This window comes from Paenibacillus oceani (assembly GCF_014705615.1).
GTDB classification, from domain to species: domain Bacteria; phylum Bacillota; class Bacilli; order Paenibacillales; family NBRC-103111; genus Paenibacillus_AB; species Paenibacillus_AB oceani.
In genome coordinates this window covers 276119-302341 of record NZ_JACXJA010000001.1, presented here as the reverse complement: position 1 = coordinate 302341, position 26223 = coordinate 276119, and the positions used below count along the sequence as shown (strand labels likewise).

Annotated in this window: 22 protein-coding genes and 3 pseudogenes; 19 read left to right on the top strand and 6 right to left on the bottom strand. The window is 54.4% G+C overall.

Annotated features, from left to right (window positions below; translation table 11 throughout):
• Nucleotides 1-94 precede the first annotated feature (94 nt).
• Genes IDH45_RS01350 through IDH45_RS01335 form a run of 4 tightly spaced genes read left to right on the top strand, consistent with a single transcriptional unit; the run spans nucleotide 95 to nucleotide 4964 of the window.
• Nucleotides 95-1414, top strand: coding sequence for an ABC transporter substrate-binding protein (locus tag IDH45_RS01350; RefSeq protein WP_190923909.1), 1320 nt, complete (start codon nucleotides 95-97; stop codon nucleotides 1412-1414).
• 24 nt (nucleotides 1415-1438) lie between these two features.
• A complete protein-coding gene (locus IDH45_RS01345) occupies nucleotides 1439-3298 on the top strand; it encodes a right-handed parallel beta-helix repeat-containing protein (RefSeq protein WP_190923907.1) in 1860 nt (619 codons plus the stop codon).
• A gap of 49 nt (nucleotides 3299-3347) precedes the next feature.
• Nucleotides 3348-4211 (top strand): metallophosphoesterase family protein, encoded by an 864-nt coding sequence (locus IDH45_RS01340; protein WP_190923905.1) that lies wholly within the window; start codon nucleotides 3348-3350, stop codon nucleotides 4209-4211.
• Nucleotides 4212-4253: 42 nt separating this feature from the next.
• Nucleotides 4254-4964: a histidine phosphatase family protein gene (locus tag IDH45_RS01335; protein WP_190923903.1), complete on the top strand. Its 711-nt coding sequence runs from the start codon at nucleotides 4254-4256 to the stop codon at nucleotides 4962-4964.
• A 108-nt stretch (nucleotides 4965-5072) separates the two neighbouring features.
• On the opposite strand, the pseudogene IDH45_RS01330 reads toward IDH45_RS01335, so the two are convergent.
• A pseudogene (locus tag IDH45_RS01330) lies at nucleotides 5073-5389 on the bottom strand (sensor histidine kinase); the annotation flags it as partial.
• 200 nt (nucleotides 5390-5589) lie between these two features.
• Between IDH45_RS01330 and IDH45_RS35170 the strand changes: the two are divergent.
• The 4 genes and pseudogenes from IDH45_RS35170 to thiM form a co-directional block, all read left to right on the top strand.
• Nucleotides 5590-5700: pseudogene (locus IDH45_RS35170) on the top strand (hypothetical protein); the annotation flags it as partial.
• Between the two features lie 254 nt (nucleotides 5701-5954).
• Nucleotides 5955-8957 (top strand): hypothetical protein, encoded by a 3003-nt coding sequence (locus tag IDH45_RS01320; protein ID WP_190923899.1) that lies wholly within the window; start codon nucleotides 5955-5957, stop codon nucleotides 8955-8957.
• Nucleotides 8958-9064: 107 nt separating this feature from the next.
• Nucleotides 9065-10009: a YbjN domain-containing protein gene (locus tag IDH45_RS01315; protein ID WP_190923897.1), complete on the top strand. Its 945-nt coding sequence runs from the start codon at nucleotides 9065-9067 to the stop codon at nucleotides 10007-10009.
• A 9-nt stretch (nucleotides 10010-10018) separates the two neighbouring features.
• Nucleotides 10019-10828, top strand: a complete 810-nt coding sequence (gene thiM / locus IDH45_RS01310) for a hydroxyethylthiazole kinase (RefSeq protein ID WP_190923895.1) — start codon at nucleotides 10019-10021, stop codon at nucleotides 10826-10828.
• A 164-nt stretch (nucleotides 10829-10992) separates the two neighbouring features.
• Here the strand turns inward: thiM and IDH45_RS01305 are convergent.
• Nucleotides 10993-12187: pseudogene (locus IDH45_RS01305) on the bottom strand (multidrug effflux MFS transporter).
• Between the two features lie 354 nt (nucleotides 12188-12541).
• Between IDH45_RS01305 and IDH45_RS01300 the strand changes: the two are divergent.
• Together IDH45_RS01300 and IDH45_RS34565 are read left to right on the top strand one after the other, a co-directional pair.
• Entirely contained in the window at nucleotides 12542-12997 is a 456-nt protein-coding gene (locus tag IDH45_RS01300) for an 8-oxo-dGTP diphosphatase (protein ID WP_190923893.1), read from the top strand.
• 115 nt (nucleotides 12998-13112) lie between these two features.
• Nucleotides 13113-13247 (top strand): hypothetical protein, encoded by a 135-nt coding sequence (locus tag IDH45_RS34565; RefSeq protein WP_263364753.1) that lies wholly within the window; start codon nucleotides 13113-13115, stop codon nucleotides 13245-13247.
• 29 nt (nucleotides 13248-13276) lie between these two features.
• Here the strand turns inward: IDH45_RS34565 and IDH45_RS01295 are convergent, their stop codons facing one another.
• Genes IDH45_RS01295 through IDH45_RS01285 form a run of 3 tightly spaced genes read right to left on the bottom strand, consistent with a single transcriptional unit; the run spans nucleotide 13277 to nucleotide 15167 of the window.
• Nucleotides 13277-13927 (bottom strand): ABC-2 transporter permease, encoded by a 651-nt coding sequence (locus tag IDH45_RS01295; RefSeq protein WP_190923891.1) that lies wholly within the window; start codon nucleotides 13925-13927, stop codon nucleotides 13277-13279.
• 6 nt (nucleotides 13928-13933) lie between these two features.
• Nucleotides 13934-14785 carry an ABC transporter ATP-binding protein gene (locus IDH45_RS01290; RefSeq protein WP_190923889.1) on the bottom strand — a complete coding sequence of 284 codons (852 nt, stop codon included), beginning with the start codon at nucleotides 14783-14785 and terminating at the stop codon, nucleotides 13934-13936.
• 1 nt (nucleotide 14786) lies between these two features.
• Nucleotides 14787-15167 carry a GntR family transcriptional regulator gene (locus tag IDH45_RS01285; protein ID WP_190923999.1) on the bottom strand — a complete coding sequence of 127 codons (381 nt, stop codon included), beginning with the start codon at nucleotides 15165-15167 and terminating at the stop codon, nucleotides 14787-14789.
• A 448-nt stretch (nucleotides 15168-15615) separates the two neighbouring features.
• Here IDH45_RS01285 and IDH45_RS01280 point away from each other — a divergent pair, with 448 nt between their 5' ends.
• Entirely contained in the window at nucleotides 15616-17184 is a 1569-nt protein-coding gene (locus tag IDH45_RS01280) for a methyl-accepting chemotaxis protein (RefSeq protein WP_190923887.1), read from the top strand.
• 125 nt (nucleotides 17185-17309) lie between these two features.
• On the opposite strand, the gene IDH45_RS01275 is transcribed toward IDH45_RS01280, so the two are convergent.
• A complete protein-coding gene (locus IDH45_RS01275; protein ID WP_190923885.1) occupies nucleotides 17310-18200 on the bottom strand; it encodes a hypothetical protein in 891 nt (296 codons plus the stop codon).
• A 199-nt stretch (nucleotides 18201-18399) separates the two neighbouring features.
• Between IDH45_RS01275 and IDH45_RS01270 the strand changes: the two genes are divergently transcribed.
• The 8 genes from IDH45_RS01270 to IDH45_RS01235 all read left to right on the top strand — a co-directional run bounded on the left by IDH45_RS01270 (nucleotide 18400) and on the right by IDH45_RS01235 (nucleotide 26162).
• Nucleotides 18400-19836: a M14 family zinc carboxypeptidase gene (locus IDH45_RS01270; protein WP_190923883.1), complete on the top strand. Its 1437-nt coding sequence runs from the start codon at nucleotides 18400-18402 to the stop codon at nucleotides 19834-19836.
• A gap of 342 nt (nucleotides 19837-20178) precedes the next feature.
• Nucleotides 20179-20520, top strand: coding sequence for a zinc ribbon domain-containing protein YjdM (locus IDH45_RS01265; RefSeq protein WP_190923881.1), 342 nt, complete (start codon nucleotides 20179-20181; stop codon nucleotides 20518-20520).
• Nucleotides 20521-21037: 517 nt separating this feature from the next.
• Entirely contained in the window at nucleotides 21038-21814 is a 777-nt protein-coding gene (locus IDH45_RS01260; RefSeq protein WP_223836299.1) for an amidohydrolase family protein, read from the top strand.
• A gap of 20 nt (nucleotides 21815-21834) precedes the next feature.
• Nucleotides 21835-23175, top strand: coding sequence for an ABC transporter substrate-binding protein (locus IDH45_RS01255; protein ID WP_190923877.1), 1341 nt, complete (start codon nucleotides 21835-21837; stop codon nucleotides 23173-23175).
• Nucleotides 23176-23191: 16 nt separating this feature from the next.
• Entirely contained in the window at nucleotides 23192-24085 is an 894-nt protein-coding gene (locus IDH45_RS01250) for a carbon-nitrogen hydrolase family protein (RefSeq protein ID WP_190923875.1), read from the top strand.
• Nucleotides 24082-24264: a hypothetical protein gene (locus IDH45_RS01245; protein ID WP_190923873.1), complete on the top strand. Its 183-nt coding sequence runs from the start codon at nucleotides 24082-24084 to the stop codon at nucleotides 24262-24264. The genes IDH45_RS01250 and IDH45_RS01245 overlap by 4 nt, the downstream gene beginning before the upstream one ends.
• A gap of 12 nt (nucleotides 24265-24276) precedes the next feature.
• Nucleotides 24277-24960 (top strand): hypothetical protein, encoded by a 684-nt coding sequence (locus IDH45_RS01240; protein WP_190923871.1) that lies wholly within the window; start codon nucleotides 24277-24279, stop codon nucleotides 24958-24960.
• The gene (locus IDH45_RS01235; RefSeq protein WP_190923870.1) at nucleotides 24912-26162 is read left to right on the top strand and encodes an aspartate aminotransferase family protein; all 1251 of its coding nucleotides are present in this window, start codon (nucleotides 24912-24914) and stop codon (nucleotides 26160-26162) included. Before IDH45_RS01240 ends, IDH45_RS01235 begins: the two co-directional genes overlap by 49 nt.
• Nucleotides 26163-26223 lie beyond the last annotated feature (61 nt).

The window sequence follows — 26223 nt, the reverse complement described above, 5'->3', positions numbered from 1 at the left end:
AATGACTACCTAGTGCCATTTAGTTCAAGAGTCGAATTCGCTATGATCAGGGTGTAGCTACGACTAGTCAAGTCGAAAAGAGGAGAGGTTTCCCATGTTCACATTCAAACGTCTATGTGCCCTATCCCTCAGTGTGAGTTTAAGCGTAAGCGTGTTAGCCGCTTGTTCGTTCAGGACGCCGGATGCAGACAATAGCGAAGTCAAGGTAGAAGCGGTCACATTAACATTCTATCGCTACGGACCACAGCTAAGTGATCATGATTACACAAATTATATCGTCGAACCGTTAAAAAAGAAATATCCGCACATCACATTAGAGCGCATCGATTCATCCGACGGAAAACCAACGATCGACGAGTTAATTACAACCGGTACACGACCGGATATCCTGTTTACCGGTATCGAGCAGTTTCCGAAGCTGAAGGAGCTGCAGCTGCTTGCCGATCTGACACCGGCTATTCGGGCCGCTTCCCTGGACCTCTCCAGGTATGAACCGTCGACAATAGAAGCGATTCAGGCATTTGGCGACGGGCAATCCATATACGGTCTGCCACTATACCTGAACCCGTTCGCCTTGTTCTACAACAAGACGATCTTCGATCAGTTTGGCGTGGCCTATCCAACCGACCAGATGACTTGGGAACAAGCCATTGCACTCAGCAAAAAAATCGCACGCGTAAGTGAAGGTCAACGATATCGGGGAATCGATATTAACAGCTATGAGCATTTGGCTGGACAGGTATCTGCGACATACTACGATGCAGCGACGAACAAGGCTACCTTGGAAACACCTTCCTGGAAACGTGTCTTTGATACGATGAACCTCATTACCAGTATACCGGACAACTTAACTCCGGAAGGACATTATTCCGGTACAATCACCAGCTTCACAAAAAAACGAGACGTAGGTATGTACTTGTACTGGGTAAACGGCATGGTCAAAAATTTGGAAGAACTGCATCGCAATGGCGTACCCATGGATTGGGATGTCGTTACGGTTCCCGTATTTACGGACAGCAAACCAGTCGGGATGCAGCTGGATTTCCACAGCCTGCTTGTACCCTTTAATAGCCCGCATCCGAAAGAAGCAGGGATGGCAGTGACATTCCTCGCATCCGAGGAGAACCAGGCTGTTATCTCGCGCGGTCGCGTCTCGGCGATCCCATCGCCGGCTTTGCGACAAAATTACGGTGCCGATATTGCAACAGTCAAGGGAACAAATATCGTACAAGCGCTGCAGATGAAGCCTGCGCCCTACCCCAAGGTTCACCCGTATGATGTTATTGTCAAAAAACAGCTAAATCCGCTTGTAAGCAGTGTGCTGCGCGGGGAAATCGATATCAATACAGCACTGCGTACCGCCAATGAGAAAGCAAATATCGAATTAAGCAAGCAACAACCACCGGCCAAATAAACCATTTTCAAATAGGAGGCTCTTATGACAAACGAACACCTTAATTGGAGCAGACGAAAACTGCTTGGTACGATGAGCATAGCAGGTGCAGGATTGGTCGCTGGCAGTTTGTCTCCTCTAGCCGTTGAAGCTGAAGAAAAGCAACTCCCTCCTCCTTTCCGTGCACAGACCGCCAACTGTTGTGCGTCCATGACAGTGGATGAACTGCGGCAGTTGCATTCACCTGATCCGGATGTGATCTATCCGGTCCATAGTCGCGGACAGGAAGGGCTGTTTTATTACGATCCAGCCGATACCGCCTCGCTCGACAATACCGGTACCGTTGTGGTTACTCCAACAGGAGCAAGGTTGAAACGCGTTCACACAGGCGCTTTGCTGGTCACATGGTTTGGAGCTGCCGGAGATGGTGTCACTGATGATACAGAAGCATTCCAGCGCGCTTTTGCAGCGGGCTCGACAATTGTTATTCCTGCAACTGCCCACGCTTATCGGTTGTCAAAATTTCAAGGTGTTGCCGGACAACGTGTCACAGGGATCGGCCATCCCCGGATAGACTTATTTCACCTGACTGGATCAAGTGTGGTACTACTTGGATTTGCAAACCATGCCTATTATGAAAATCTGCATTTCAATTGCCTGGAACAAGATCTGGAATGGAACCGAGGTGAACTATCGAACCGGGAATATGTCACTATTCGCAACTGTACCTTCCAAGGGTTTCGCCACGCTTCAAACAAGCCGAATGCGTGGGGGCTTTACATGAGTCATGCTCGTCACATCGTTATCGATCAATGTACATTTGGTGATAACAGCCAAGCGGATATCGCAATTTTGGAGGGGAGCTCGCATATTACCATTTATCAGCCTCGTTCGCTGCAAGAGACATGTCATCTTAATTTCGAGCCGAACAACGCTTCTGTTCCGATCGAGCATGTACATGTCGAAGGCGGGCGCTTCTCTCTTGTCACGATGAAGGAAAATGCGTATACCGGAAACTCTATTACACGCAGCAGCTTTACGAACACACATATTCAGGAACTGAACTATGATGGCGCGGATGTCACTTTCCGTAATTGTCGCATTGAAACCGTTACGAACTGGAAACTGGCAACGGTATTTGCCGGATCGGCCCGGTTCGGCACAAGCTTGTCGCTCGGACATAACCTGTTGCCGGATCCGTATGTGACGAGCGTGAGCTCTACCGGACAATCACACTGGATTTTGCATTACTCCACGCTGAGCAGCGACTATTTTACACGAATCACCGAGAACGGGTTTCGGATGCTGCGGCTTAACCCGTCGCAGGCAAACGGTGTAGTCATGGTTCGTACAAGCCGTCGAATTGCAACGGGAACCACGAATGGTTTTGTTCTTGCGATAACGAGCCGCGCACATTATCCGGCACAAAACGTCAACTTTATTTCTGTGCAAGGAAGGGCCCGGTACTGGGATGCAGCGGGTCAGAAGCTCGGAGAGCAAGCGGTCTCACTCAACAGAAGCAAGCCGGGACGATTTACGGCGCTCAACACGGAACTCGCGTTTCTGTTTCCTCCCGCTGGTACTGTGGCGGTCGATGTCATCTTGATGAATACATCCACGACGTCAACAGCATCATTGGATATTGCGGCTGTCTCCTTACATCCATGGATAGAACAGGAGGACAGCTGCGGACAGACAACGGCACTGCGCTTGATTCATGACCACCTTCCGCGTACCTTGCAGGGTACGGCCGTGGAGCCGCCTCAAGCCGCGCATCAATACGCGAACTACGAGATCGGCGATACCTTGACGCATGCACAACCTGCAGCGGGACAACCTCTTGGCTGGATTTGTACGGAGGCGGGAACACCGGGGCAGTGGCGTGCGACAAGCATCCTGACGTAAATTTCAACAGAATACGTCACATCCAAATGATCGGAAAGGAATGATCTATATGACTGCGTCTCGTCCACCCTTGGTAGTACCCGAAGCCGCAGCCCTTGTGCTTTCTTCAGATGAGCTTCATCTTTACTGGTTAACTGATTTGCATCTTGTCGACGCAGTCACAGACCAGCCTGATGCAGAAGGCGCGATCCGGGGCAATCGGCACTATTATGCCGCCAAACAGAAGCTGCGCAAAGCCGTGGATACGATTCAAAAAGAACAGCCGGACGTTGTAATTTGCACCGGAGATATTACCGATCACAAACAGTCACTTGCTTCGTTTTTGGAAGATTGGGAGCGCATTACGGTTCCAAAAGAAGTCGTTATAGGCAATCACGACCTCGACAACGGATACGTTTCTCTCGTGGAGCAATTGGGCTACGCAGAGCGCGCCGTGATTGCCAGGAGCGTATTCAATCGTTCCGTCGCGCTTCAAAAAGGAAAGGTGCGTGTGCGGCTGCTGCTGCTCGACACCAACATCGGAGTGGATGGCCAACATTTGGTTGAGACGAGTGAAGGGGCTTTGCAAGACGATGCGATCGCATGGCTTGAGCACGAAATGTCCACCTGCCCGGAATCGCTTGTGTTCTTGTTCTCCCATCATGGGATGGCTGGACCCGCTCATTATTTCAACCGGCAGGATGTCGCCCGATACAATGCGATGATCCAACGCATCGCTTTGGCACGACCGGATTTTCAACTGGTTCACTGCGCGGGGCATCATCACGTTCATCCCCATGCAGAGATTCGGGAACTCACCCGCTACGAAACGTTTGTCAATGGCGTCGCTATGATTAGTGAGGCACAGTCTGCAATACACGTGGTGTCGATTGCTTCAGACCATACCTGGACACTCTCGTACCGCAAGGTTTGACAGTACCTGTACACATCAACTTCCAAGCAAGGAGCTCTAATTATGAAACTATTGATGATTCGCCATGCCGATCCGGATTATCCGAATGATACGATCACTGCACAAGGACACCGGGAAGCGCAGGCGCTGGCTCAAGCATTGAAGCAGCGCGGCCGCTATGATCGTATTTACAGCTCGCCGATCAATCGCGCGGTGCACACCGCACAATATACAGCGGATGCGATGCAGAGTTCCGTCATTCTCCAGCCTTGGGCCGCCGAGCTGAGTTGTCCGGCAACCGATGCGAATGGGGCACTGCTTGCCGGTTGGGATGTACCCGGCGAAACCGTACGCAGCAATTACCCGGTTTTGGACCACGCAGCCTATATGGCTCAGCCGCCATACAGCGCATTTTCTCCTCGGATCGAGCAAGTACGCACCGATTCGGACGCTTTTTTTCTGCGTCATGGCTATAAGCGCGAAGGTGGTGTTTACCGTATCGTGGAACCGAATCAAGAATGTAATCTTCTCTTTTGTCACTTGGGCTTCGGCATGACATTGCTTTCGGTCCTGCTGGAACTGCCGCTTCCGCTTGTGTGGAGCGGGTTTTTCTTGCCGCCCAGCTCCGTGACGACGATAGTCATGGAGCAGCGCAGCGCGGAGTTGGCTGTTCCGCGTTGTGTTGGGCTTGGCGATGTATCCCATCTGCGTCTGGCCGATCTGTCTGTCTCGAATGCAGGACTGAATATCCATTCATCCGAATCCCCATTGTAACGGAGCCGATACAGTCCGAAGGCAAAAGAAACGAACGGCCGCTAGTTCGCCTCGCTGCTTCCTCTTCCCGGACTTCCTGGGCTCCCCCCGGGAAGGTTCCGGCTATGTTCAGTTGCCCCGCTTCTGCCCGCGATCCGGAATCACAAACGACACGTTGTTCCTTCCCACGGCTTGCTGCGAATGGACAAGCCCCGGCCGTACAGCTGGATCAGGCGGCGGTTCGTATTCGAGACGCCCATCCCGCCCTTTCCTTTCAACGTGGGATGAAGCAGCTGATCAACCCTCTCTTGCTCCATTCCCTTCCCGTCGTCGTCATGAGAAAGCTCGACCAGTTCGCCGGTATTCAGAAAATCGAAGCTGATCCGCAAAAAGGAGGCAAAGGCTTCGCCCAACCTTCGCATCTTGTCCGGGTCGATATAGCTGAGCGGGGGACTGGGGAAAAGCGCTGGATGAAAGCTCCGCTTTCTCTTACGGATACGGGACGTACCGGCTGCGCATTTTAACCGACCCGTTGCAGCAGCCCGTCACGTTCTGGCTGCAAGGCATTCAAGCGTCCTCGGAGGTCGAGATCAACGGAGTTCTCACTTCCTGGATCGGCAAGCTGGCCGATAACGCTGAGGCCTACTCTCCCCGCGAGGTGTTGGAGCTGCTGGGCACCCGGCAATGGGATCTGTTGATTGCCGACGTGATGATGCCGCACATGTCCGGTTACGAATTGACGCAGCGGGTACTTGAATCGCCCGGGCGAGGCTCTCCTCGGCCCCGATCTCTTCGCTGGTTAGCAGCCGGTTAGGATATAACTGCCACTCGCCGTCGAGATGAAACGAAGTCGCCGCACGACGCCCTTTTTTCTTGGTGTAGCCCGATATGCCGGATATTGTCAGAACGTTTTATGTATGTGTGGGTGATCCGGGAAGATGTTACAATAGAGTTAATTGGAAAATGATAGATAGAGTTGCCGTTTCAAAGCAGCTACAGGGGGGCCTCGTTGTGAGTGAACATGCATCCGTACACCGGACAACCAATAGCCAGACCTCATCTCAATCCCAGCCGGGTATGGCCGAGACGGAATCTGCGGGTATATGGGATGGACGCCCGATGTCAAGCGCCAAAATCATGCAGCTTCAGCGAACGATGGGGAACCGGGCTGTCCAGGGGATGCTTCAGAGGATGAGCGCCGGGCAGCCGACCGTGCAAAGGGCGGGAGGAGCCGGTCCGGCTCCCGTAGTAACCCCGGAGCAGCAGCGCAAAGCGGAAATGGACGCCGAGCGCGACGCCAAAGTTCCGTCACTTGTCGATACGTCATTTCAGGATATAAGAACGAAAGTTACGAAGGATCTCGACACCTACCTGACTGCCGATTCGAAGGCGAAGCCGATCCGCGAGAACGTCAAGGCCAAGGTCATATCGGAGATATCGGCCAGTATGACCCAAGGTTCCGCCGAGCAGAAAAGCGATGCTTTGAAGCACGCCGAGGAGAGTGCCGAAAGCCTTGCAACCGGCAAATTGAAAGAGTATGCCGAAGAAGTCGCCCAAGCCCAGTATGACGATACGAAGAAGCCTGCGATGGTGGCCGAAGCGAATAAAGCCTACGACTCGGTTACTCCGAGCCTGAAAGACGCCGCCTTCGAGAAGCAAAAGACGAAAGCCGCCGACGAAGCGCAAAAGAAGCTGAACACCTTTGCGAAGACGGCGATTGCGGAAGCAATCAAAAGCTCCAAATTAGTCATTGCCGCCAAATTCACTCCTGCCGCGCCCGGAGCGTCTTCCGGTTTTGATTCCATTGATGTAGGGACAGTCGGAGTCGACGAGCTGGAGAAGCGGATCAATCTGGACGGTACGCTGGTTGATCAGGTTGTCGTTAGACAAGAAGAAGCCGGCGGCGTTACCAGTGATATTAAAGACATGGAGAATGTCTATAACCTGGCGCTTTTTGAACCGTTGAAAAAGGTCGTTTTATCGAAGCTGGGCGTAGGCCGGAGCGGCTTCAGAAGGTCCAAAGAACTGAACCAGCTGCGCGAGGCTCATAAACAAGCGGCCCGGGACAAGCTTAACGCGAAGGTCGATGACGTATTCGCAGACCGCCAAAGCCAATCCCCGACTACCGTTAGCTCCCCGATGATGGCCGAATACCAGAGCATGATGTCTAGAGTCAATCCGAATCGGGATGCAGAACAGCTCGCAGCACGCAAGGAAGCGGCCAAGGCGCTGGCGCATAAGGAAGCCAAAAAGCTCGTAAACGATGTTATGGCCGATGAGGCGGATACGATTCTGGAGCGTCTGATCCCTAAGGCGTCTACGATCGATGCATTGACGGTAGTAGGGAAAAGCGGGGCTTACGCGGTAGCCCGGAAAGCGAATGCCCTGCCGGACGATATCCGGGAAGCAGGGATCCGGGCAGCCACTGCGCACGCGGAAAAGATGGCGAAAGACAAGAAAGAAGCGGCGGAACTGGAAGCGAGGAAGCTGACCAAGGGGACGAAAGCGACGGATACGCAAACTGCGCAAGCTCCGGACGCTGCAAAAGCCGCAGAAATCACAGAGGCTATCAAAGATGACACGAAAGCGGGAACGCTCGCCAAAAAGGTAGTCGATACGGTTGAAGCGGGCGATTTGCAGAGCGGCTTTAGCAAAGTAGGCAAGCTCATTGATATTTCCACGCCGAATCCCGGCGATTCCAGTTCGATGGATATTGAGCTGAAGATCCCGTTCGTATCCGCTTCGGGCGGCGGGCAAGCTTATTTCCTGTTCGGCTTCGGAGGCGAGGCGGAGCGGGAAGCGGACGATCTGACGGTGAGCACGCAGATTACGTTCGGGCTCGGCTTCACCACGTTTGGCTTCGACGCTAACTTCCGGTTCGGGCTATACTTGGAAGGAGAAGGGAAAGATACGAATCAGGTCATGAATCTGCTCTCCTACGGTCTATACCGGGAGATACTCAACATAGCTCCTCCGGCAGCGGCCTTTTTCTGGGGACAGGGCGGGAAGTCGGGCGAGTCGAAGCTCGTTGAAGCCGAGAAGTGGGCCATGATGATCGAAGAGCAGAGCATGGATGAGGACGCCAAAGTGAATGTGGGCTTGCTGACCAAGCTGGCGATGGAAGCGAACGTCGGCGTGGCGGAGTTTTCCGGAGAGCTTGCCTATAAACGGCTCAGCGCTTACAACAAAGATATTATCGAAAAGAAGGGCAAGGACGATCAAGGGAACGTCCTGTCGGCAGCGGAAAGGGTCGCGAACAATAGTATAGGGAAAGGCGAAATCCGGAATATTTACGAAGCCGCGGCGGAGATCGAGATCGGGTTTGGCAAAGACAAAGTGGCTTTTGGCGCGGAAGGATCAATGACCCGGATCGGAGGGAAACTCCGCGAGTTGAGCTTGGGACTTTCGGCCAGCATTCCGTCGCAATTCGGGGAGGAAGGCGGAGATTTCACCCAATACGTGGCCAAAATCGTCACCGCGGCGGTAGGCGGGGGCAAAAATATATCCGCGCTATTCCAAAAGGCGATTGCGGACGAGCCGGATCGGAAAGCCCGGGCAGGCGGCTCCGTGTTGGATACGGGCAGTGACGCCCTCTTCACGGGCAATTACTTCGACAGCATCGGAGCCAGCTTCGCCGAAAAGATTATGGGCGACGAAACCGTAAACGACACGATGCGTTCCTGGCTTCCCGGACAAGAGGCCGGTGCCTCTGCGATTGAGCAAGTGGGCAAAATCGCTTTGTCGAATTCCTTGAAGCTGGCCGTATCATTCGAGCGGGAGTACAATGAAGCCGGCGTAGGGACCGATTGGGAAATCGAGATCGAGGCCAGCCAGGGCAAATCTCTGGAAGTCGACGCGGAAGTTGTTAAGGTGGCGGTAGAGAAATCGAAGCGGCTGGGCAAATTGGAGCTCTCCAAAGGAAAAACAGCCAAATATGAGTTCCTTGGTTTCAGCGGGGGAGGCAAAGAAACGCCGCTGGCCGCTCTTGGCAATCAAGCTGCGGCAACGCCGTGAACGACGCCAACGGCAACACCAGGAACAACACCAATCCCAACTACAACAACGAACCCATAAAGCACATCATCCATCGTTTTTCATCATCATGTAGAGGAGGCTTGCATATGGCCGGTTCAGGAAATGGCAGCAAGGCGCAGTCCCGGTTGGATTTCGATCATGAACTCGTGTTCCGCACTCTGACGGGGGACAGCCTTACGGCTTCCGTCAAGCGGCTGGAGCTGACCGATGCGGAGGAGCGTCTCGCCTGTACGCTCTCCTTCGAGGTGCAGCAGGACGTATACCGCCAATTGATGGCTGGAGAATGGATGGGGCTGCACGCCGCGGCCAGAAGCGACGGAGCCGGTATGGCCTTCGAAGCCGATCAGCCGATCGAGCTGCGGGCCGTATTGCGGCATAGTCTGATGAAAGCTGCCTTGCATCACGGCACGGAAGCGGAACAAGTGCTGCAAACGTTGCTGCAGGACTCCGAGGCGGGGCGCGCGCTCCGGCAAAGCGAAAGCTGGCTCATCCTAGAAGTGAAGCAGCAAGTGAAACTTCCCGAAGAGTTCGGGACCGGTTCGCTTAAAAAAGGGTACCGCACGTTTTGGGCGGAGCCCGCCGCCGTTCAAGCGGCATCTGGTAACCCCCGACCGGCGATGAACGAGATTGTCGAAGGTTACTTGAGCGGCAAGGAAATCCCGTATGAACGGGTAGCGGACGGGCTCCTTCGTATCACGTTTACCGGAATGAACGGCTCCTGGATCGTCCTGGTCCGTACGGATGAAGAGAAGCGGATCTGCATCGTCTACTCCGTCTATCCGGAGCTCGTACCCGAAGAGCACCGGGCCGGGATGGCCGTATTCCTGACCGGGGAGAACTACGACTTGGAGGTCGGCAGCTTCGAGCTGGATACAGCAGATGGCGAACTTCGATACCGGACGAGCATCGATGTGGAGCATGACCGTCTAACCCGGGAGCTGTTCGGCCGACTGTTCACGACCAATGTCGTGATCATGGACCATTATTTCCATGTCCTTCACGATGCTGCGGCGCAGGAAGAGATGGAGTAGGTGAAGAACATGGACAAATCTGCGATCATTGCGTCGCTGGATCAAGTAAGAGAGGCGCATCCGCTAGTGCATCATATTACGAATGTGGTGGTCACCAATTTTACCGCGAACGGTCTGCTGGCCTTAGGCGCCTCGCCGGTGATGGCTTACGCGAAGGAAGAAGCGGCCGATATGGCCCGGATCTCGGGGGCTCTCGTACTGAATATGGGGACGCTGGATGCAAGCGTCGTGGAATCCATGCTTCTGGCCGGCAAGTCGGCTAACGAGCACCAGGTGCCGGTCATCTTCGATCCGGTGGGGGCCGGGGCGACTCCGTACCGGACCGAGACCGCCCGGCGCCTCATGAAGGAGCTTCGGATCGCGGTCTTAAGGGGGAATGCCCCGGAGGTGGCCAATGTCATCGGCGAAGCGTGGGCGATTAAAGGCGTAGACGCAGCAGGGGGAGCAGCGAAGGACGTAAGCGGCTTGGCCCGGCAAGCGGCACAGGCGCTCGGCTGTGTCGTCGTCGTGACGGGGCCGGAGGATTATGTAAGCGACGGGTCGGTCACTTGCCGGATCAGCGGCGGTACACCGCTCTTGACGCGGGTTACGGGTACCGGCTGCCTGCTAACTTCCGTGATCGGCGCCTTTCTTGCAGCGGTTCAGGACCCGGTGCTCGCTTCCGTTGCCGCATTATCCTTTTACGGAGCCGCCGCGGAGACGGCGGAGCGGGTCGCCGGTCCCGGACACCCGGGGACGTTTCAGATCGAATTGTTGAACCAGCTCTATCAGATGGACGGGAGAGCATGGGGCGAACTTCTGAATGTGGCCCGAGTGTGAACGGAGCCTGGCATGACGCTCGAAAAGCAGGATGGGAAAGCTTACACATCCGTATCGTCAACAAAGAAGCTGTCCCTGAAGTCTCTTCAGACTTAGGGGCAGCTTCTTTCACATGCTTAGACGAATAATCGTACAACCCGCATAGGGCAGGGTTCCGGAGAAGATTACCGGGCTGTGCGACCGGCAATCGACCGGCTAACCAAGACCATAAGGACCCACTGCGAGGAAATAGACAGGCATCGTCACCAACGAGCCGTTGTGCAGGTAGCTCATGCCGCTTGTAATCAGGCTGACGACTATATAGTAACCCAGTCCGAAAATGGCGCCGGCTGTCCCAAGCACATCGCCATAACGGACAAGCGCCAAACTCAGGCAGCCCGGAATCGCCATGCCGATCCCCAGCAGAAGAATGAAGAGACAGGCTACCATCAGCGCGAGGAACAGAACGGTCGGGCCGATCCCGTACAGAGCGAGCCCTGTGAGACATCCGGCTCCTGCAGTCGTTACCGCGGTGCCAAGCACGATGATGTTCTCCGCAGACAGCCGGGTTAGCAGCTTCTTGGATAACATCGCCCCGAGGATGGAAGACAGCGCGACAAAAATGCCGAGGAATCCGAACACGCCGGGCGTCATCTGAAAAAACTCAATAAAAATAAAGGGAGCCTCCGCATAATAACTGAACAAAATCCCGTTGGCGGCGCCTATAAGAAAACCGAACGCCCATACCTTCTTATCGGAAGCGAGCCGCCTCGCTACAGTCGCAACCCGGATGTTCGAGGGCGGGGACACTCTGGTCTCGGGAAGAGACGTCCAGGTGTACGCGAACACAGCGACGCTCATCGCCACCAGGGTGAAAAATACCGCCCTGAACCCGAGCGACTGATCGACCCATCCTCCGATTAACGGCCCGACGGCCGGAGTAAAGGCGAGAGCGGCCGATATTTGGGCAAATACGGCATGACGCCGGGCTCCATCGATACTTTCGCGGAGTATGGTCTGGGTCACGACCGAACCGCTGCTGGCGCCAAAAGCCTGAATGAATCGGCTTACGAGCAGCCATTCCGCCGAATTCGACAAGTAACATCCCAGGCTTCCCGCTCCGTACACGAAAATTCCCCAAAGCAAGGCGGGACGCCGTCCGATCGAATCGGACAGCCTTCCCCAGCAAAATACGCCGAGGGCGAAGCCGAGAAAGTAAATGCTGAGCGTCAGTTGAATCGTGTTGCCGCTTGCCTGCAACGTACGGGCTATGTCCGGCAAGGAAGGCGTATATATCGTTTCGCTGATTTGCGGAAAACCGACAAGAACAATAAGCAGCCATAAAGACGGTGTTGTAGATTTTTCTTTCCACTGGCAAATCCCCCTATAACATTGAAAATCTCAATTCGCTTTCAAGGCGATTACGGGATCGGGGGTTTGCATTTGGTCAATCGGGTAAATGCGAGCATTGGAATCACCTTAAAGTTTTTATTAATAGGGGGATGGGTAACACAAGCATTAGAAAAAACTATAGAAGGATGCTGGTATTATACCATTTAAGTTTTACAGAATACGTTCCCACTATGGCTAAACTCAATTTATCCGGCGGAAGAACCCGGAATTACGGCAACGTAACGACTATTCATGCGCGGCTGTACAGGGTATGATGGATTTGTAATCGGGATTGTCACCGGTTGAAGAAATTACTATACGTCTGGGTTGGAGTGTTGAAGGTTGCCAAATGTCAAATTGACCAATATGTGCATGATCTATGATCCGGCGACGGACCGGGTCTTGGTGCAGGACCGGATCAAGTCGTGGAAAGGGCTTGCTTTTCCGGGAGGACATATCGAAGAAGGGGAAAGCATCATCGATTCAACGATCCGAGAAGTGAGAGAGGAGACCGGGCTGACGGTATCAGGTCTCGAACTGTGCGGGATTGTGTACTGGTTCCATGAAGAGACACAGGATAAATATATGGTGTTTAGCTATAGAACGAGTTCCTACTCAGGGGAGCTGCTGGAAGAGACGGGGGAAGGCAAGCTGAGCTGGGTGCATCGAGACGAGCTGCCTTCACTCCCGCTTGCGGAAGGATTTAAGGAACGGCTGCCGATGTTTCTGGACAAAGCGTACTCCGAAGGGTTCGGGGTTCTAAGCCGGAAAGGCAAGAGCGAGATGAAATGGCAGTGATCCCGCCGGCAGCCTGCCACTATGGAAACATTTACAAAGGCGCCGCGCGTTGAGTAGGGGGTCCCCCCGCCCTATACTGATAAGTAACGACTCGTGCGAAAAAGGGGCGATTTCGATGAATGTGGAATTCGATCAACCAGCCAAGCAATGGATTCAGGGCAAAGGCGGCCAACTGACTGTCAAAACGCTGAATGTTCTGAAAATGTCCGGCGTTGGCTTTCTAAAGTCGATTTCAGCTAAGCTTCAATGACAGGCCCGCGATATTCTGCATGGGAAGAGCTACAAGTTTTGTTTGCCGAAAATACGCATGGAAACCAGCATCGACGCAACGCCGACAGCCAGTGCCAGCCCAATCGGCGCCAGGTCCTGAACGATCTGCGGGCCCGGGAACGCCGCAGGGAAGCTGAAGTTGCGGGCTTGCGCATATTGCATAACGACAGGGGCTAGGAACGGCGTAATAAAGATACTGAAAAAGAATATATATTTGGATTTCTCGAATCCGAAACGGTACTGCACCGGGATCATAATCGAGAAAACGACCGATAGGATTAAAAAGGTATTGCCGAAGTCGGACAGGCTCAGCAGGTCCAGCTGACCCGGGATCAGCAAAGCCGTCAACGTGTACAGAACGCAGCAGCCGGCAAACAGCAGCAACAGAAACAGATACTTCGATTGAACGAGCGCATTTCTGCCGTAGGGAGTCGCGCATAACATAGCCGAGCCTTTGAATTTGTACTCGAGCAGCGATACGGAATTAAAGATGATGAACTGAATGAACAGCGTGCTTATAAAAAAAGCCAGAAACCCGCCGCCGCCAAGAGAGGCGGTTTTTATTTGGATAAACACGGGAAGCGCGATCGCGGCGATAAACATCAGAATCAAATACTTTTTGACCAGCAGAGAGTCTTTCTTCACGAGATGGAGCAGCATGGCCTGTTACCTCCTGACATAGCCGAGCATAATATCTTCAATTGTAGGCTTCTCGATAAGCGCCTTGTTCATTTGCTCCTTAACCGCTTGCTTATGAGCGGTGAGCCCTTCAAATCCGTAACGGGTCTCGCGCAGCGTCAGAAACAGCTTCCGGGTATGCTCGCTCAGGTCCGCCCGGTCCCCTTTCACGAAGCCGTGCGTATCCAGCAGCAGGTCTTTGTCCTCGTTGAAAATAAGGCGGCCCTTATCGATCAGGATCAGCATATCCGCGATTTTGTCGAGGTCGGACGTGATGTGGGTCGAGAAAAACACGCTTTTGCCGTCTTCCTTCATGTATTCCAGCATAATCTCCATAATCTCGCTGCGGACCAGAGGATCAAGACCGCTCGTCGGCTCGTCCATGATGAGCAGATCGGCGTGGTGCGACAGCGCGAGGGCGATCGCGAACTTCATGCGATTCCCTTTGGACAGCGTCGATATTTTATGGGCAGGGTGCAGCCCGAAGCGTTCCATGTGCCGGCTAAAGGCGGCGTTATCCCAGGTGGAGTAAGCGGGAGCGAGGACGCTTTTCATCTCCGCCATCGTCAGATCCTCATAAAAGTACCCTTCATCAAATACGATTCCGATCCGGTTTTTCAGCTCCCGCGCGTGCTTCTCCATCGTTTTGCCGAACATCCGGACTTCGCCGGAATCGTTCGGGATCAGCCCCAGAATCGATTTGATGGTCGTCGTTTTCCCGGCCCCGTTCACGCCGATAAACCCGGTAATGCAGCCCTCCGGCAGCGAGAAGCTGACATCCCGCAGTTCGAATCCGCCTAAGTTTTTGTTCAGCCCTTCTACTTCCATGACAGGGTTCATCTCACGCCTCGCCCTCTTCCTCCTCAAATAATAAATCCATCATCCGGTACATTTCGCTTCTGCGGATTCCCAAAGAACGCGCCAGCTGCCACGCTTCCGTCAGCTTCACTTCCACCATATGCCGCTTGGATTCGCGCAGCAGCTCCAGGTTGCCCTGGGAGACGTAAGAGCCCTTGCCGGCCCGCGTCGTTACGAAGCCTTCGGCCTCCAGCTCATCGTACACCCTTCGGGTTGTCAAGACGCTTACATGCAGATCGTTCGCCAGCGCCCGAATCGACGGCAGCAGCTCGCCTTCGCTTAATTCCCCGCGAAGGATGGCATCCTTAATTTGCCCCTTGATCTGCTGATAAATGGGAGGATCGGATACGTTGGAAATAATAATTTTCGTAACGGTTCACCCGCTCTCAACTGTGTATCTATTACATACACAGAATACACAGATGGGATGATGAAGTCAATAGAGCGAAATGAAGGAGCTGCAGGATTGTGATTGAAGCTTGCACGCTGCGTCAATCGGCGGGGTCTTTATAAATCTTTGATGTACTTATTTACACTCTAGGTATATCGATCTATAATTAGACATGAAACGACATATTTCAACTTATACTGACCTTATTCTACTGAGAATGGAAGCTTGCCAAGCTGGCAGGAACGTACATCCATCGGTGCAACGCAATGCTGCAAAAACAGCCGGGTTCCCAGTAGAATGTTGTATGCCGGAGAACCCTTCTATGGAGAAGGGTTCTTTTTGTACCGGGAGGGGATGCGGTCTCGCTTAAGGGAGCTTGTTTGATCATCAAGTGCAATACAACTAACGGGAGGTACATTCTATGAGAATTTCTGTTCTTCTGAAGGTGCTCGGTGTTGTTTTTGCCGGGCTGGCAATCGTCTTGATCTTCTCGGTTCTTATGCTCCGCAGCCATTACCTTGACGTTCAGAAGGCCGTCTCCCGCCAGGCGGAATTCAAACAGCTCGGCTTCGACCTGGAGCGGGCCTCCAATTATTTGACGGACGAGGCGCGAAAGTATGTACAGTTCGGCAATAAAACATTCTACAACAACTACTGGCGCGAAGTGAACGAGACGAAGTCGAGAGACCGCGTCGTCGAACGCTTGAAAGCAATGAATGCGCCTCCGCAGGAGCTGGATCTTCTTACGCAGGCGAAGATGAAGTCGGACGCGCTGGTTCAGACCGAGGAGGCCGCCTTCCGGGCTGTGGAAGCCGGAAACTTCGACCAGGCCCGGCAGCTCATGTTCGACGACGCGTACGAGCGGAATAAGCAGATCATCGCCGAACCGATCTCCAGGTTCCAGACTTTGATGAACACCCGTGCCGAGCAGGAGCTCCAGGCTGCCGAGGACGGATTCCATACGTTTCTGTACATAACGATAGCAGCCATCGTATTGGCCGTCGCCGCGATGATGACCTCGATCGGACTACTGTTTGTGAAGCTTAAGCCGCTGCAGACGATCGTCAGTAAATTGCAGGAGCTGGCTAACAATGAAGGAGATCTCACCTCCAGACTGCCGGATGCGAGCAAGGATGAGATCGGGGAGCTGTCGCGCTCGTTCAACAAGATGCTGGACAGCTATCAGGAATTTGTCCGCAATATTATCTCGTCCGCCCAGCATGTCGGCGCGGCCGCCGTGCAAATATCCGCGACTACGGAAGAGGTGGCGAGCGGCACGCAGAGCCAGGCGCAGTTCGCCCAGCAAATTAACGAGCTGTTCCGGGAACTGAATCTCAGCATGGAATCGATATCCAAAAACGCGGTGGATGCCGCAGATTTTTCCGAGAAAATGTCCACCATGGCCCAAGAGGGCGGAACGATTATCGGCAACACCATTAGGGGCATTACCCGGTTGAACGAGCAAATCGAGGTGCTGGAGAAAGATTCCGAGAAGGTAGGGGAGATCGTCGCCGTCATCGATGAGATCGCCGAGCAGACGAACCTGCTTGCTCTGAATGCAGCGATTGAAGCAGCCAGGGCGGGGGATCAGGGACGAGGGTTCGCCGTCGTAGCCGATGAGGTGCGCAAGCTGGCGGAACGCAGCGGCAACGCTACCAAGGAAATATCGGCGATTATTAAAGGGATGCAGAGCAATATGAAGGACAGCGTGAGAGCGACGAGTAAAGCGGTGGAGGACACGGACAAAACCGGGGAGGCGTTCGACGGCATCGTCGGTATGGTCAAGCAGACGTCTTCCCGGATCATGGAGATTGCGGCCGCTACCGAGGAGCAGACGGCCCAGTCGGCCACGATCCGGGAATCGGTGGAGATGATCGCCGCCTCCTGCGAGCAGTCGGCCGCAGCATCCCAGGAGACGGCCGGGTCAGCTCAGTCGTTGGCCGGTCTGGCTGAAGAACTGAATCGTTCGGTATCGGCCTTTCAGGTATGACCCGATAGGCGCCGGCAAAAAGCACAAGCTCCGCTCAGCAGACCGCTGGACGGAGCTTGTCGGATGTCCGGGTGAAGCTGCCGCGCCGGGCGATTAGCGGGCGGTAAGCCGCCTAACCGTCACGATTACTCATCCGCGTAAGCCGCTTTCGTATCGATGCCGATCGACCCGGCTGCGGCGTCCCAAGTGATGCCGATATTCATCAATTTGGCGACGTCTCTCAGCTTGAAGTAATTGTTGCCGTCGATGTGGTACGCGGTAATTTGGACGCCTTTGCCGTCGAGCGTCACCTTTGCGGTCGTTTGCGTTACTTGCTTGCTTGCTTTCTCGCCGGAAGCAGCTAACTCGCTTCCGTCCGGCGTGTAGCCTTTCTGGGTGGTGAGCGCGATCGCGTTCTGGACGGCATCCCAGCTCACTTCGAAGTTTTTCTCGGTACCGTTAACGGCCATTGCCAAGTCCCGCAGCTTGAAGTAGTTGTTGTCGTTGATGTTGTAAGCTTCGAAAGATACTTCCTTGCCGTTCACCAGCACTTTGGAGGCTGTCGGGTTCGCGGTTGCCGACTGCGCAGCGGTTTCCGGTGCCGGCGCCGGCTCAGGCTTGCTCGCTTCCTCCGTGCCGGCTACCACTTTCAAAATAATAGCGTCATTGTCTCCCCGGGCTTCTCCCTTGAATACAGGGAACACGCCGTAATCGACAGCTTCCGTCAGCACGGCTTTGTTGTCTTTGATCTCTACGTATTCCAGGCTTTCGTCATCAACCCACTTGGCGATGGACGCTTCGTCGGACAGCTCGCCGTGAAAGGTGATCGTCACAGGTGCGGATACGACATACATCGTCTCGCCGTAACCGACGTCTTTTATTTTCTGTGTCTCTACATAGCTGGATATCGTGACATAGTTGCCGTTTTTTGCATCGAACCGTTTATCGGCTGCTGCAAACGCCGTCAGCGACGCGATAAGCGATACGATCAAAACTAGTGATGCCATTACGGTTATTCGTTTCCACGTTCCTGCCATCCTGTAATCTCTCCTCTATGTATCGGTATATGGTGCTATCGAACCATTCTACATGATCTATCAAAATATGACAATATACCTAAGTTTATGACAGGTATATAGTAATTTTGTCGATAATCTATTAAAATAAATAAACCCATTAGGTAATTTTTCTCATCATACTAGAACTACATTCGATGAAATAGGAGAGAGCAGCCGGGTGAGAACGAGAAGAAGCGGAAGGTTGACTGCGATGCTGGCAGTCCTTCTAGGCGCGGCTATGATGCTGGGAACGGTGCACGCAGCCGTCCCGGAATCGGACAAGACTAGCAAGAATATAGTGAATCCTTATGAGAAGATCACGTATGCCTTGACGATCCAACATATCGATAGGCTGGCCGAAGCTTATCCGGATCTGATCGAAGTGAGAACGATCGGCCATACTTTGTTCGGACGTGAGATCCGGGCGGTCCGGTTAGGCAAAGGAGAGGCACAGGTCCTGATCGACGGAGCCCAGCATGCCAGGGAATGGATGGGGACCAATCTCATCTTGTATCTGATCGACCGTTACGCTTATGCGTACGAGAACCATGTGAGCTACGACGGCTATGACGTACGGGATATACTCGACCGCTGCTCGATCTGGTTGGTGCCGATGGTGAACCCGGACGGTGTGGCGCTGCAGCAGGAAGGACTGAACGCTTTTCCCGACTACTGGCATGCCAGTCTGGCGGTCATGAACGGCCATAGCGTTAACTTCGCACGCTGGAAGGCTAACGCCCAAGGAATCGATGTGAACAGGCAGTATCCGGCGATGTGGGACGGCATTCGGAATTCTCCGGCCTACCCCGGCTACAAAAACTATAAAGGGACGGCCCCGGCCGAGACGGCGGAGGCGGCGGCCATGATTCGATTCGTCAGCGAGACCGACCCGGAAATCGCCCTGTCGTATCATTCGTCCGGCGAAGTGTTGTACTGGCATTTCAATACGTTGTCCGAACATCTGGCACGAGACACGAACATGGCCGATACGATCAGCGCGATGACCGGATACGGCTTGATGAAGCCCGAGAAAAATCCTTCCGGCGGAGGATTCACCGATTGGTTTATTATGCGATTCGGGCGTCCCGGCTTTACGGCGGAGATCGGTGCGTATCATGCGGAGACGGAGCTGCCTCTGTGGACGTTCGCGGACATATGGGAAGACAATAAGAACGTAGGGCTGTATCTGGCGTCGGAAGGGTACAAGCTGTGGCGCGAACGATACCCGGTGGAGAACGTCGAGGAGAAGCTCCAACTGCTCAAGGAAGTACAGCTGTACAGTCGGCCGAAGGAAGGATACCCGGTCGGCGCGAAGCTGGGCCCAGCCAAAGTGACAGCAGAGGCACGGCTGGGGAACTGGTATCGGGTACCCACATGGCTCGGGCCGAAATGGATTCAGCTGGATGCGGGCTCTTATCTCCAAGGACATAGCGAGACGTACAAAGAACGTATTAAGCTGACGGATCAAACTCCGTTGTATCCGTCCCCCCAATCGGACGAGTCGGCCATACTGGCGCAGCTCGATCCGCAGGAGGTGGATGCGCTGGAGCGCTGGAACGACTGGCTGCTGATCCGGACCTGGCTGGGTGACGCATGGATCAAGCAGCACGAGTAAGCCCGGGAACGTCCAGGTGACACTTACTGTCGTTCAAAGTCAAAGTTGTCCGGGTCGGTGCCGATTCGCCGGTTTCCATTTGGCCTGGCAGACCATAGCCGATCGAAATGAACGATGACGGAACAGCTCTTTACGTTAAGTTTATCGTTCAAGGTTGTTAGTATAAAGCACCGGAGCTGACTACTCCTTGTCATCTTTGGGAGGAGCGGCCATATTTTCCGGAAAAGCTGCTTTTAGTAGAATCGCTGCCGAATATCAAGTATATTGGTAGGGAGTCTGCGGGTATATCCGCGGTAGGCTTAACGATTGCCTGCATAACTAGAAGAATGGGGGATATGAGCCATGTCAGCTTTGCCGAACTGCCCGAAATGCAATTCCCAATACACGTATGAGGACGGAACGTTGCTGATCTGCCCGGAATGCAGCCATGAGTGGACATTGGAAGCGGAGGGCGAAAACAGCGAGGAAGTGAAAGTGGTTAGAGATGCGAACGGGAACATCCTGAACGACGGGGATTCGGTAACCGTCATCAAGGATCTGAAAGTAAAAGGAAGCTCGTCGGTAATCAAAATAGGCACGCGAGTCAAAAATATCCGGCTGATTGATGAAGACCACGACATCGATTGCAAAATCGACGGTTTCGGCGCGATGAAGCTGAAATCGGAATTTGTTAAAAAGATATAAGGCGCGATCGAGCACAAAATCGAAGAAAGTCCCGGCTCCACTTGAGTGGATTCGGGGCTTTTTGCCGAGTAAGAGCGGTTTGTACCCTCTATTTTGCCGAGAAGCCGCTTGGATGGGGAAATAAGGGTGGTTTGGAACCGTTAATATCCGCGAATAGGGTACACCCTCCATCATTTGGCAGAAATAAGGGGCCCAAACCGCCTTTATTCCTCTCGATCATCCCTCTATGCCGTAAATAGAACATGCCAAAGCCTCTTATTATGTTATAGAGACGTACGTATTCGGCTTTCGGCGAAGCAGCTTCCGATATTTTCAAAAAATAAAGGTTGAAACCGCTTACCGCAACAGCTATACTGAACATAAATAATGGTACAGGAAAGGTACATATACCATAATTATTCGAATACAATACATCATGTACGGCTGATTATTAGCCAAGGTGGAACATGTACGGTTCTTATACCATTATCGGTCCGAGAAGCAACGAGGAGAAAAAAGGAGGAGTCACGCATTGAACATGATTGACGCGCACGTGCATCTGCACGGACCGAACTTGGCCGCAGGTACGCTGGAGGAAGGAGACCGGCTCGGTGTGAAGCTGTTCGTCTGCTCCACGGTCGTCGGTATGGGATACTACCCGTCCTTCGACAAGGTGAGTACATCCAACGATGAGCTGTATGCCGTTATGCAGCGCTATCCGGAACGGGTGGCCGGCTACTGTTATGTCAATCCCCGGAACGGCCGGCCAGCACTGGAGGATTTCCGCCGCCGCATCGAGGACCAGCGGATGATCGGCCTCAAGCTGTGGGTGGCTACGCTGTGCGACGATCCGCTGGTGTATCCGTTCATCGAGCAGGCTATCGCCTACCGGGTGCCCATCCTCATCCACGCCTGGCGCAAGACGGTCGGTCAATTGCCTTACGAATCTACGGCTGAGCATGTCGCGAACTTGGCCCGCCGGTATCCGGAGGCGCGGATTCTTATGGCTCATATGGCGGGGCAGGTGGAGAGCGCCGTCAATCGGATCGCGCCTTACCCGAACGTCTACACGGACACTTCGGGATCTCCGATCGGCGGAGCGGAAGTGAATATCGCGGTACGCAGACTGGGAGCGGAGCGGGTTATTTTCGGGTCGGATTTGTACGGCGCCTGCCTGGCCAGCAACATCGGCAAAGTGCTGGGAGCGGGACTCTCGCGGGAAGAGCTTGATTTGGTCATGGGTCACAATATGGCTAGGCTGCTCGGAGAATCGATCCATGGCGAGCTTTATTCGGCAAGGATGATCAGTACCTAATCGAAGGGGAGGAACACCGAATGAAGATGGGGAAACGGACGCTGGTTGCCATGACATCTCTGATCGTGTTTGCAGCAGGATGCTCCGCCGGCGGCGGTACAGGAGCACCGAACGGACAACAAGACGATAACGGGACAAGTAAGCCTGCAGAGCCTCCCCGCGAGCCGGTAGAGCTGACGCTCCACGGAACGATGAGCGGATTTACCGAAGAATTCATGAAGACGCATTTCGGGACGTTTATCGAGAAAAAGTTCCCGCACGTCAAGTTGAAGTATTTGCCGACCATGGTCGTAGCCGGAGCGGCGAGGACGACTGCCACCTATCTGGCTGCCGGGGAGAAATTCGATATTATTACCGCTCCCAGCGGATCAACCCCGGGCTCGGTGCTGGAGAACGGCTTGCAGCTCGAGCTGTCGCCGTATATCAAGAAGTACGGCTTCGACCTGAACGCGATCGAGCCGTCGGCCGTCGAGATCCAGAGGCGGTTCGCAGACGGCGGCGTTTACGGCATTCCTTTTACGGCCAATACGCTGGTCCTCTTCTACAACAAAGATCTGTTCAGCCGATTCGGCGTGCCTCTTCCGACAAGCAGCACGACCTGGGACGAACTGCAAGAAGCGGTCAAGAAGTTGTCGCGCACCGAAGCCGGCGTCTCTTACCGGGGATTAACCGCCACCTATTGGCATATGATGCTGCTGAATCAGAAATCGGTGCCGGGGCAGGACCCGAAGACGTTCAAGGCGCAATATACGAATGATGCCTATAAGAAAGAGACGGAATTCCTCACCAGGTTCTTTCAAATACCGGGCAACAACTGGACGACCACCCCCAGCATCGCGCAAATGGTCGACTCGTTCGTGAAAGGGACGTCCGCCATGTACGTCGGGTTGGATAACACCTGGCAGCTGTACAAATTTCCGAAAGAGCTGAACTGGGACATGATCCGGCTTCCCGAACGCAAGGACGCCCCCGGCACCGGTCCCCAGACGTACCCGAACTACATGTACGTCACGAATATGAGCGAGAACAAGGACATCGCCTTCCAAGTCATCGCTTCACTCGCATCCGAGGAATTTCAAACCTACTACGCTAAGCAAGGCTACCTTCCCATCATGAAAAACAACTCCAATTTCCTAAAGCAGTATGGCGCGGACGTTCCCGAGCTGGCAGGCAAAAACAAAGACATCATCTGGCCCAAGCTGGCCTCTCCGACCGAGGTGACGAAATTCCAATCGCTCGATTTGAAGTACCAGCAGCAGCTTTTCGCGGATATCGTAACCGGCGCCAAGGACATCAATACTGCGCTGCGCGACGCTGCGGAAGCCCACGATAAAGATATAGCGGCACAGTTGAGCAAATAAGAGGCGGTGCAAATCGATGAGTAGAAACGTGCGAATTAGCACCATACAGCCCAAATTGACCGTGTACCGCGATCAGTTGATCGAGGCAGGCAGACGGGAGAACATCGAGCGGATGCTGGGGCTGCTGCACCAGGCGGGCGAGCGGGGCTCCGATATCGTGCTGCTTCCCGAGACGTTTACCCATGCAGGCATTCCGCTGGACGCAGGCAAGCTGGAGCGGCACGCCGAAACGCTGGACAATGCGATGTTTGGCGAGCTGTCCGCCGTATGCGCCCGGTACGGCATGCATGTGGTCGCCTCGGTTTATCTGAACGACCGCGGCGCTGTATACAACAGCTGTGTCTTTCTCGATCGGGGAGGTCTTGTCGCCGGAGTCTACCACAAGGTCCACCCGACTTATCCGGAGATGGCGTACGGCGTGCAGTCGGGGACCGAGTTCCGGGTGTTCACGCTCGATATCGGAACGGTGGGCGCGATCATTTGCCATGACAACAGCTTTGTGGAAAGCGCGAGGTGTACGGCTCTGATGGGCGCGGAGATTCTTTTCTGGCCGCATTTTCAGAGCGGATGGGGAGAGGTGATGTGGGAGGTGCAGCTGAAATCGCGGGCGATCGACAACGGCTGCCTGTTCGTCTCTTCCTCCTACAGCGACAAGTCGGAGCGGAATCATTGGGCCCCGGGCCGATTTGTCGGCCGTTCCAATATTGTGGGCGACGATGGCATCATTCTGGCCGATGCTGGCCGGGAAGAGTCGATTGCAACCGCAGACGTCGATCTGGACGACAAGCGGAGAGCCCATTCCTTCTGCTACAACGATGTCGTGGACTATCAGAAGGCGTTGTTCGATAACCGAAAGCCGGAAGCTTACGGAAGAATCGTCATGCGACGAGAGGAGGGGAGCGCGCCATGACAGAGAGTCGAAACGGTCATCTCCATAAAACGGTTAGTCGAAGAGCGATGCTCGCGGCCATCGGGATGACAGGAGCCGCTCTTGCGGCGGGCTGCGGAACGAAAGCATCGGCCGAGCTTCTGTCAGATCGGCTGGGATCGGCTGCTGCTGCCTGTGCCAGCTACTGTGTAACCGACTAGGGGAACGGGTATGTGTTCAGCTTCAAAGGATCGCTGACGCAAAAAAACGTCGGCATCCTGAACGGTATCCTGATCGGCGATCCTTCCGTGACGGCTAACGGGGGAGTTTCCATAGCGTCAAATCCGCTGACCGATGCGATCGACGGCTTTATATGCTCGGATATTACATGCAAAACGTTTGCCCAATACGGGATTAACGCCGGAAGCGTGTCGAACGCCGTATTCCGCAATATCTCGATTCAACAGCACGGTTCCGTAGCGCAAGGGGCTACGATCGGGATCGGGTTCGTGATTTACCCGAAAAATCCGCAGAGAAATATTTTCATCGACGGTCTGTATTCGCATATCCATGTCTCTTCGACTATGAAACCGATTCCATCAGTTGCTGCAAGCGGGAGGCGGCATACAGGACAGCGGGACCGGGACGATCGGGCACCGCAAAGGGAGTACAGCCGCCAGGCCGGTGTTGTCGGCGAACGACACGGGTTATGTGTATCTGGACACGACGCTGAGTCCGACCGGGAAACCGATATGGTGGAACGGCGCGGCTTGGGTGGATGGTGCGGGCCTGCCGGTTTGAGCCGGTACGGGAGCAACAGAAGAGACGAAGGGCGGTTATCCGCGAAATGGATGGAGGGAAACATACGATGCAGGATATACAAACTACGCTTTCTCAAGGCTGGACGGAACGGCTGAAACAATCGATCCCTTGGGGATCAAGCACAGGTTCAAAATCTCCGGTATACGCCCCGGAGGAGCCCGGCGTTATCGTGCGGGGGAAAGGCTGCCGGGTATGGGATGCCGACGGCCGCGACTATATCGATTTCCGTAACGGACTCGGGCCGGTGACGCTCGGATACGGCTATCCGGCCGTCGATGAGGCGATACGCCGGCAGCTCGACAACGGGATTATATACGGTCATCCCCACACGCTCGAATGCGAGGTGGCCGAGATGGCTTGCGAGCTGATCCCTTGCGCGGAGCAGGCGCGGTTTCTGAAGACGGGCGGGGAAGCGATCGCGGCATGCATCAAAATCGCGCGTGCGTACACCGGCCGTGATCATATCGTGCAGATCGGCTACAACGGATGGCTGAACAGTAATGCGATTGGAGGTGCGGCATTGCCCGGACGGACCGCTCAAGTGCTGCCGGGCGTACCTTTGGCGGTAAGCAGTCTCCATCATGCCTGCGGCTGGAACGATATAGCCGTCTTGGAGCGGCTGATGGATGAGTTCAGCGGCCAGATCGCCGCGATCGTCATCGCCGCGGACTACAGCTCGATGGAAGCCGGCCATACGTATTATCCGGCTGTCCGTGCGCTTGCTGACAAGCACGGCACGCTGCTTATTTTCGACGAGATCGTTACGGGCTTCCGGATTGCGATCGGCGGAGCGCAGCAATATTTCGGCGTAACGCCCGATCTGGCCGTATTCAGCAAAGGGATCGCCAATGGAATGCCGCTGTCCGTCTATGCCGGGCGCAAAGACGTGATGGCCTGCTGTGCTCCGGGGAAGGTCGTGATCTCCTCCACATTCGGAGGCGAGACCTTGTCGCTCGCGGCTGCCAAAGCGTGCATGGACACGTATCGCCGCAGCGATGTACCCGGATTTTTGTGGAAGCAGGGGGAGGCGGTGTGGGGCGCATTAAACCGGCTGTTCGAGCGCAAAGGCATTCCTGCGACCGTACGCGGCTTTTGGCCGTGCCCGGCCTTCGGCACGACCGGAGGTAAGCCGGGAAGTGAAGTGCTGCCGCTTTTTTTCCGGCTCGCCTACAAGCATGGCATATCGCTCTATAACGTCTCCTACGTCAATTTCAGTCATCGGGATGAAGATATCGCCGAAGCGCTGGTCCGGCTGGAACGCGCCTGTGACGAATATATCGAGACGGCTGCCGGGTAACCGGGGGATGGCGGATAACAGGTGGCAGATGGCGAATCTATCCATCGATACAACAACTTCA

Excerpts from the sequence above, each read along its gene's own strand:
- IDH45_RS01275 (WP_190923885.1), bottom strand. The coding sequence starts at position 18,200 with ATGGCAGGAACGTGGAAACGAATAACCGTAATGGCATCACTAGTTTTG.
- IDH45_RS01255 (WP_190923877.1), top strand. The coding sequence starts at position 21,835 with ATGAAGATGGGGAAACGGACGCTGGTTGCCATGACATCTCTGATCGTG.
- IDH45_RS34565 (WP_263364753.1), top strand. The coding sequence starts at position 13,113 with ATGAATGTGGAATTCGATCAACCAGCCAAGCAATGGATTCAGGGCAAA.
- IDH45_RS01295 (WP_190923891.1), bottom strand. The coding sequence starts at position 13,927 with ATGCTGCTCCATCTCGTGAAGAAAGACTCTCTGCTGGTCAAAAAGTAT.
- IDH45_RS01280 (WP_190923887.1), top strand. The coding sequence starts at position 15,616 with ATGAGAATTTCTGTTCTTCTGAAGGTGCTCGGTGTTGTTTTTGCCGGG.
- IDH45_RS01250 (WP_190923875.1), top strand. The coding sequence starts at position 23,192 with ATGAGTAGAAACGTGCGAATTAGCACCATACAGCCCAAATTGACCGTG.
- IDH45_RS01245 (WP_190923873.1), top strand. The coding sequence starts at position 24,082 with ATGACAGAGAGTCGAAACGGTCATCTCCATAAAACGGTTAGTCGAAGA.
- IDH45_RS01290 (WP_190923889.1), bottom strand. The coding sequence starts at position 14,785 with ATGAACCCTGTCATGGAAGTAGAAGGGCTGAACAAAAACTTAGGCGGA.
- thiM (WP_190923895.1), top strand. The coding sequence starts at position 10,019 with ATGGACAAATCTGCGATCATTGCGTCGCTGGATCAAGTAAGAGAGGCG.
- IDH45_RS01235 (WP_190923870.1), top strand. The coding sequence starts at position 24,912 with ATGCAGGATATACAAACTACGCTTTCTCAAGGCTGGACGGAACGGCTG.
- IDH45_RS01315 (WP_190923897.1), top strand. The coding sequence starts at position 9,065 with ATGGCCGGTTCAGGAAATGGCAGCAAGGCGCAGTCCCGGTTGGATTTC.
- IDH45_RS01265 (WP_190923881.1), top strand. The coding sequence starts at position 20,179 with ATGTCAGCTTTGCCGAACTGCCCGAAATGCAATTCCCAATACACGTAT.
- IDH45_RS01340 (WP_190923905.1), top strand. The coding sequence starts at position 3,348 with ATGACTGCGTCTCGTCCACCCTTGGTAGTACCCGAAGCCGCAGCCCTT.
- IDH45_RS01350 (WP_190923909.1), top strand. The coding sequence starts at position 95 with ATGTTCACATTCAAACGTCTATGTGCCCTATCCCTCAGTGTGAGTTTA.
- IDH45_RS01335 (WP_190923903.1), top strand. The coding sequence starts at position 4,254 with ATGAAACTATTGATGATTCGCCATGCCGATCCGGATTATCCGAATGAT.
- IDH45_RS01260 (WP_223836299.1), top strand. The coding sequence starts at position 21,038 with ATGATTGACGCGCACGTGCATCTGCACGGACCGAACTTGGCCGCAGGT.
- IDH45_RS01345 (WP_190923907.1), top strand. The coding sequence starts at position 1,439 with ATGACAAACGAACACCTTAATTGGAGCAGACGAAAACTGCTTGGTACG.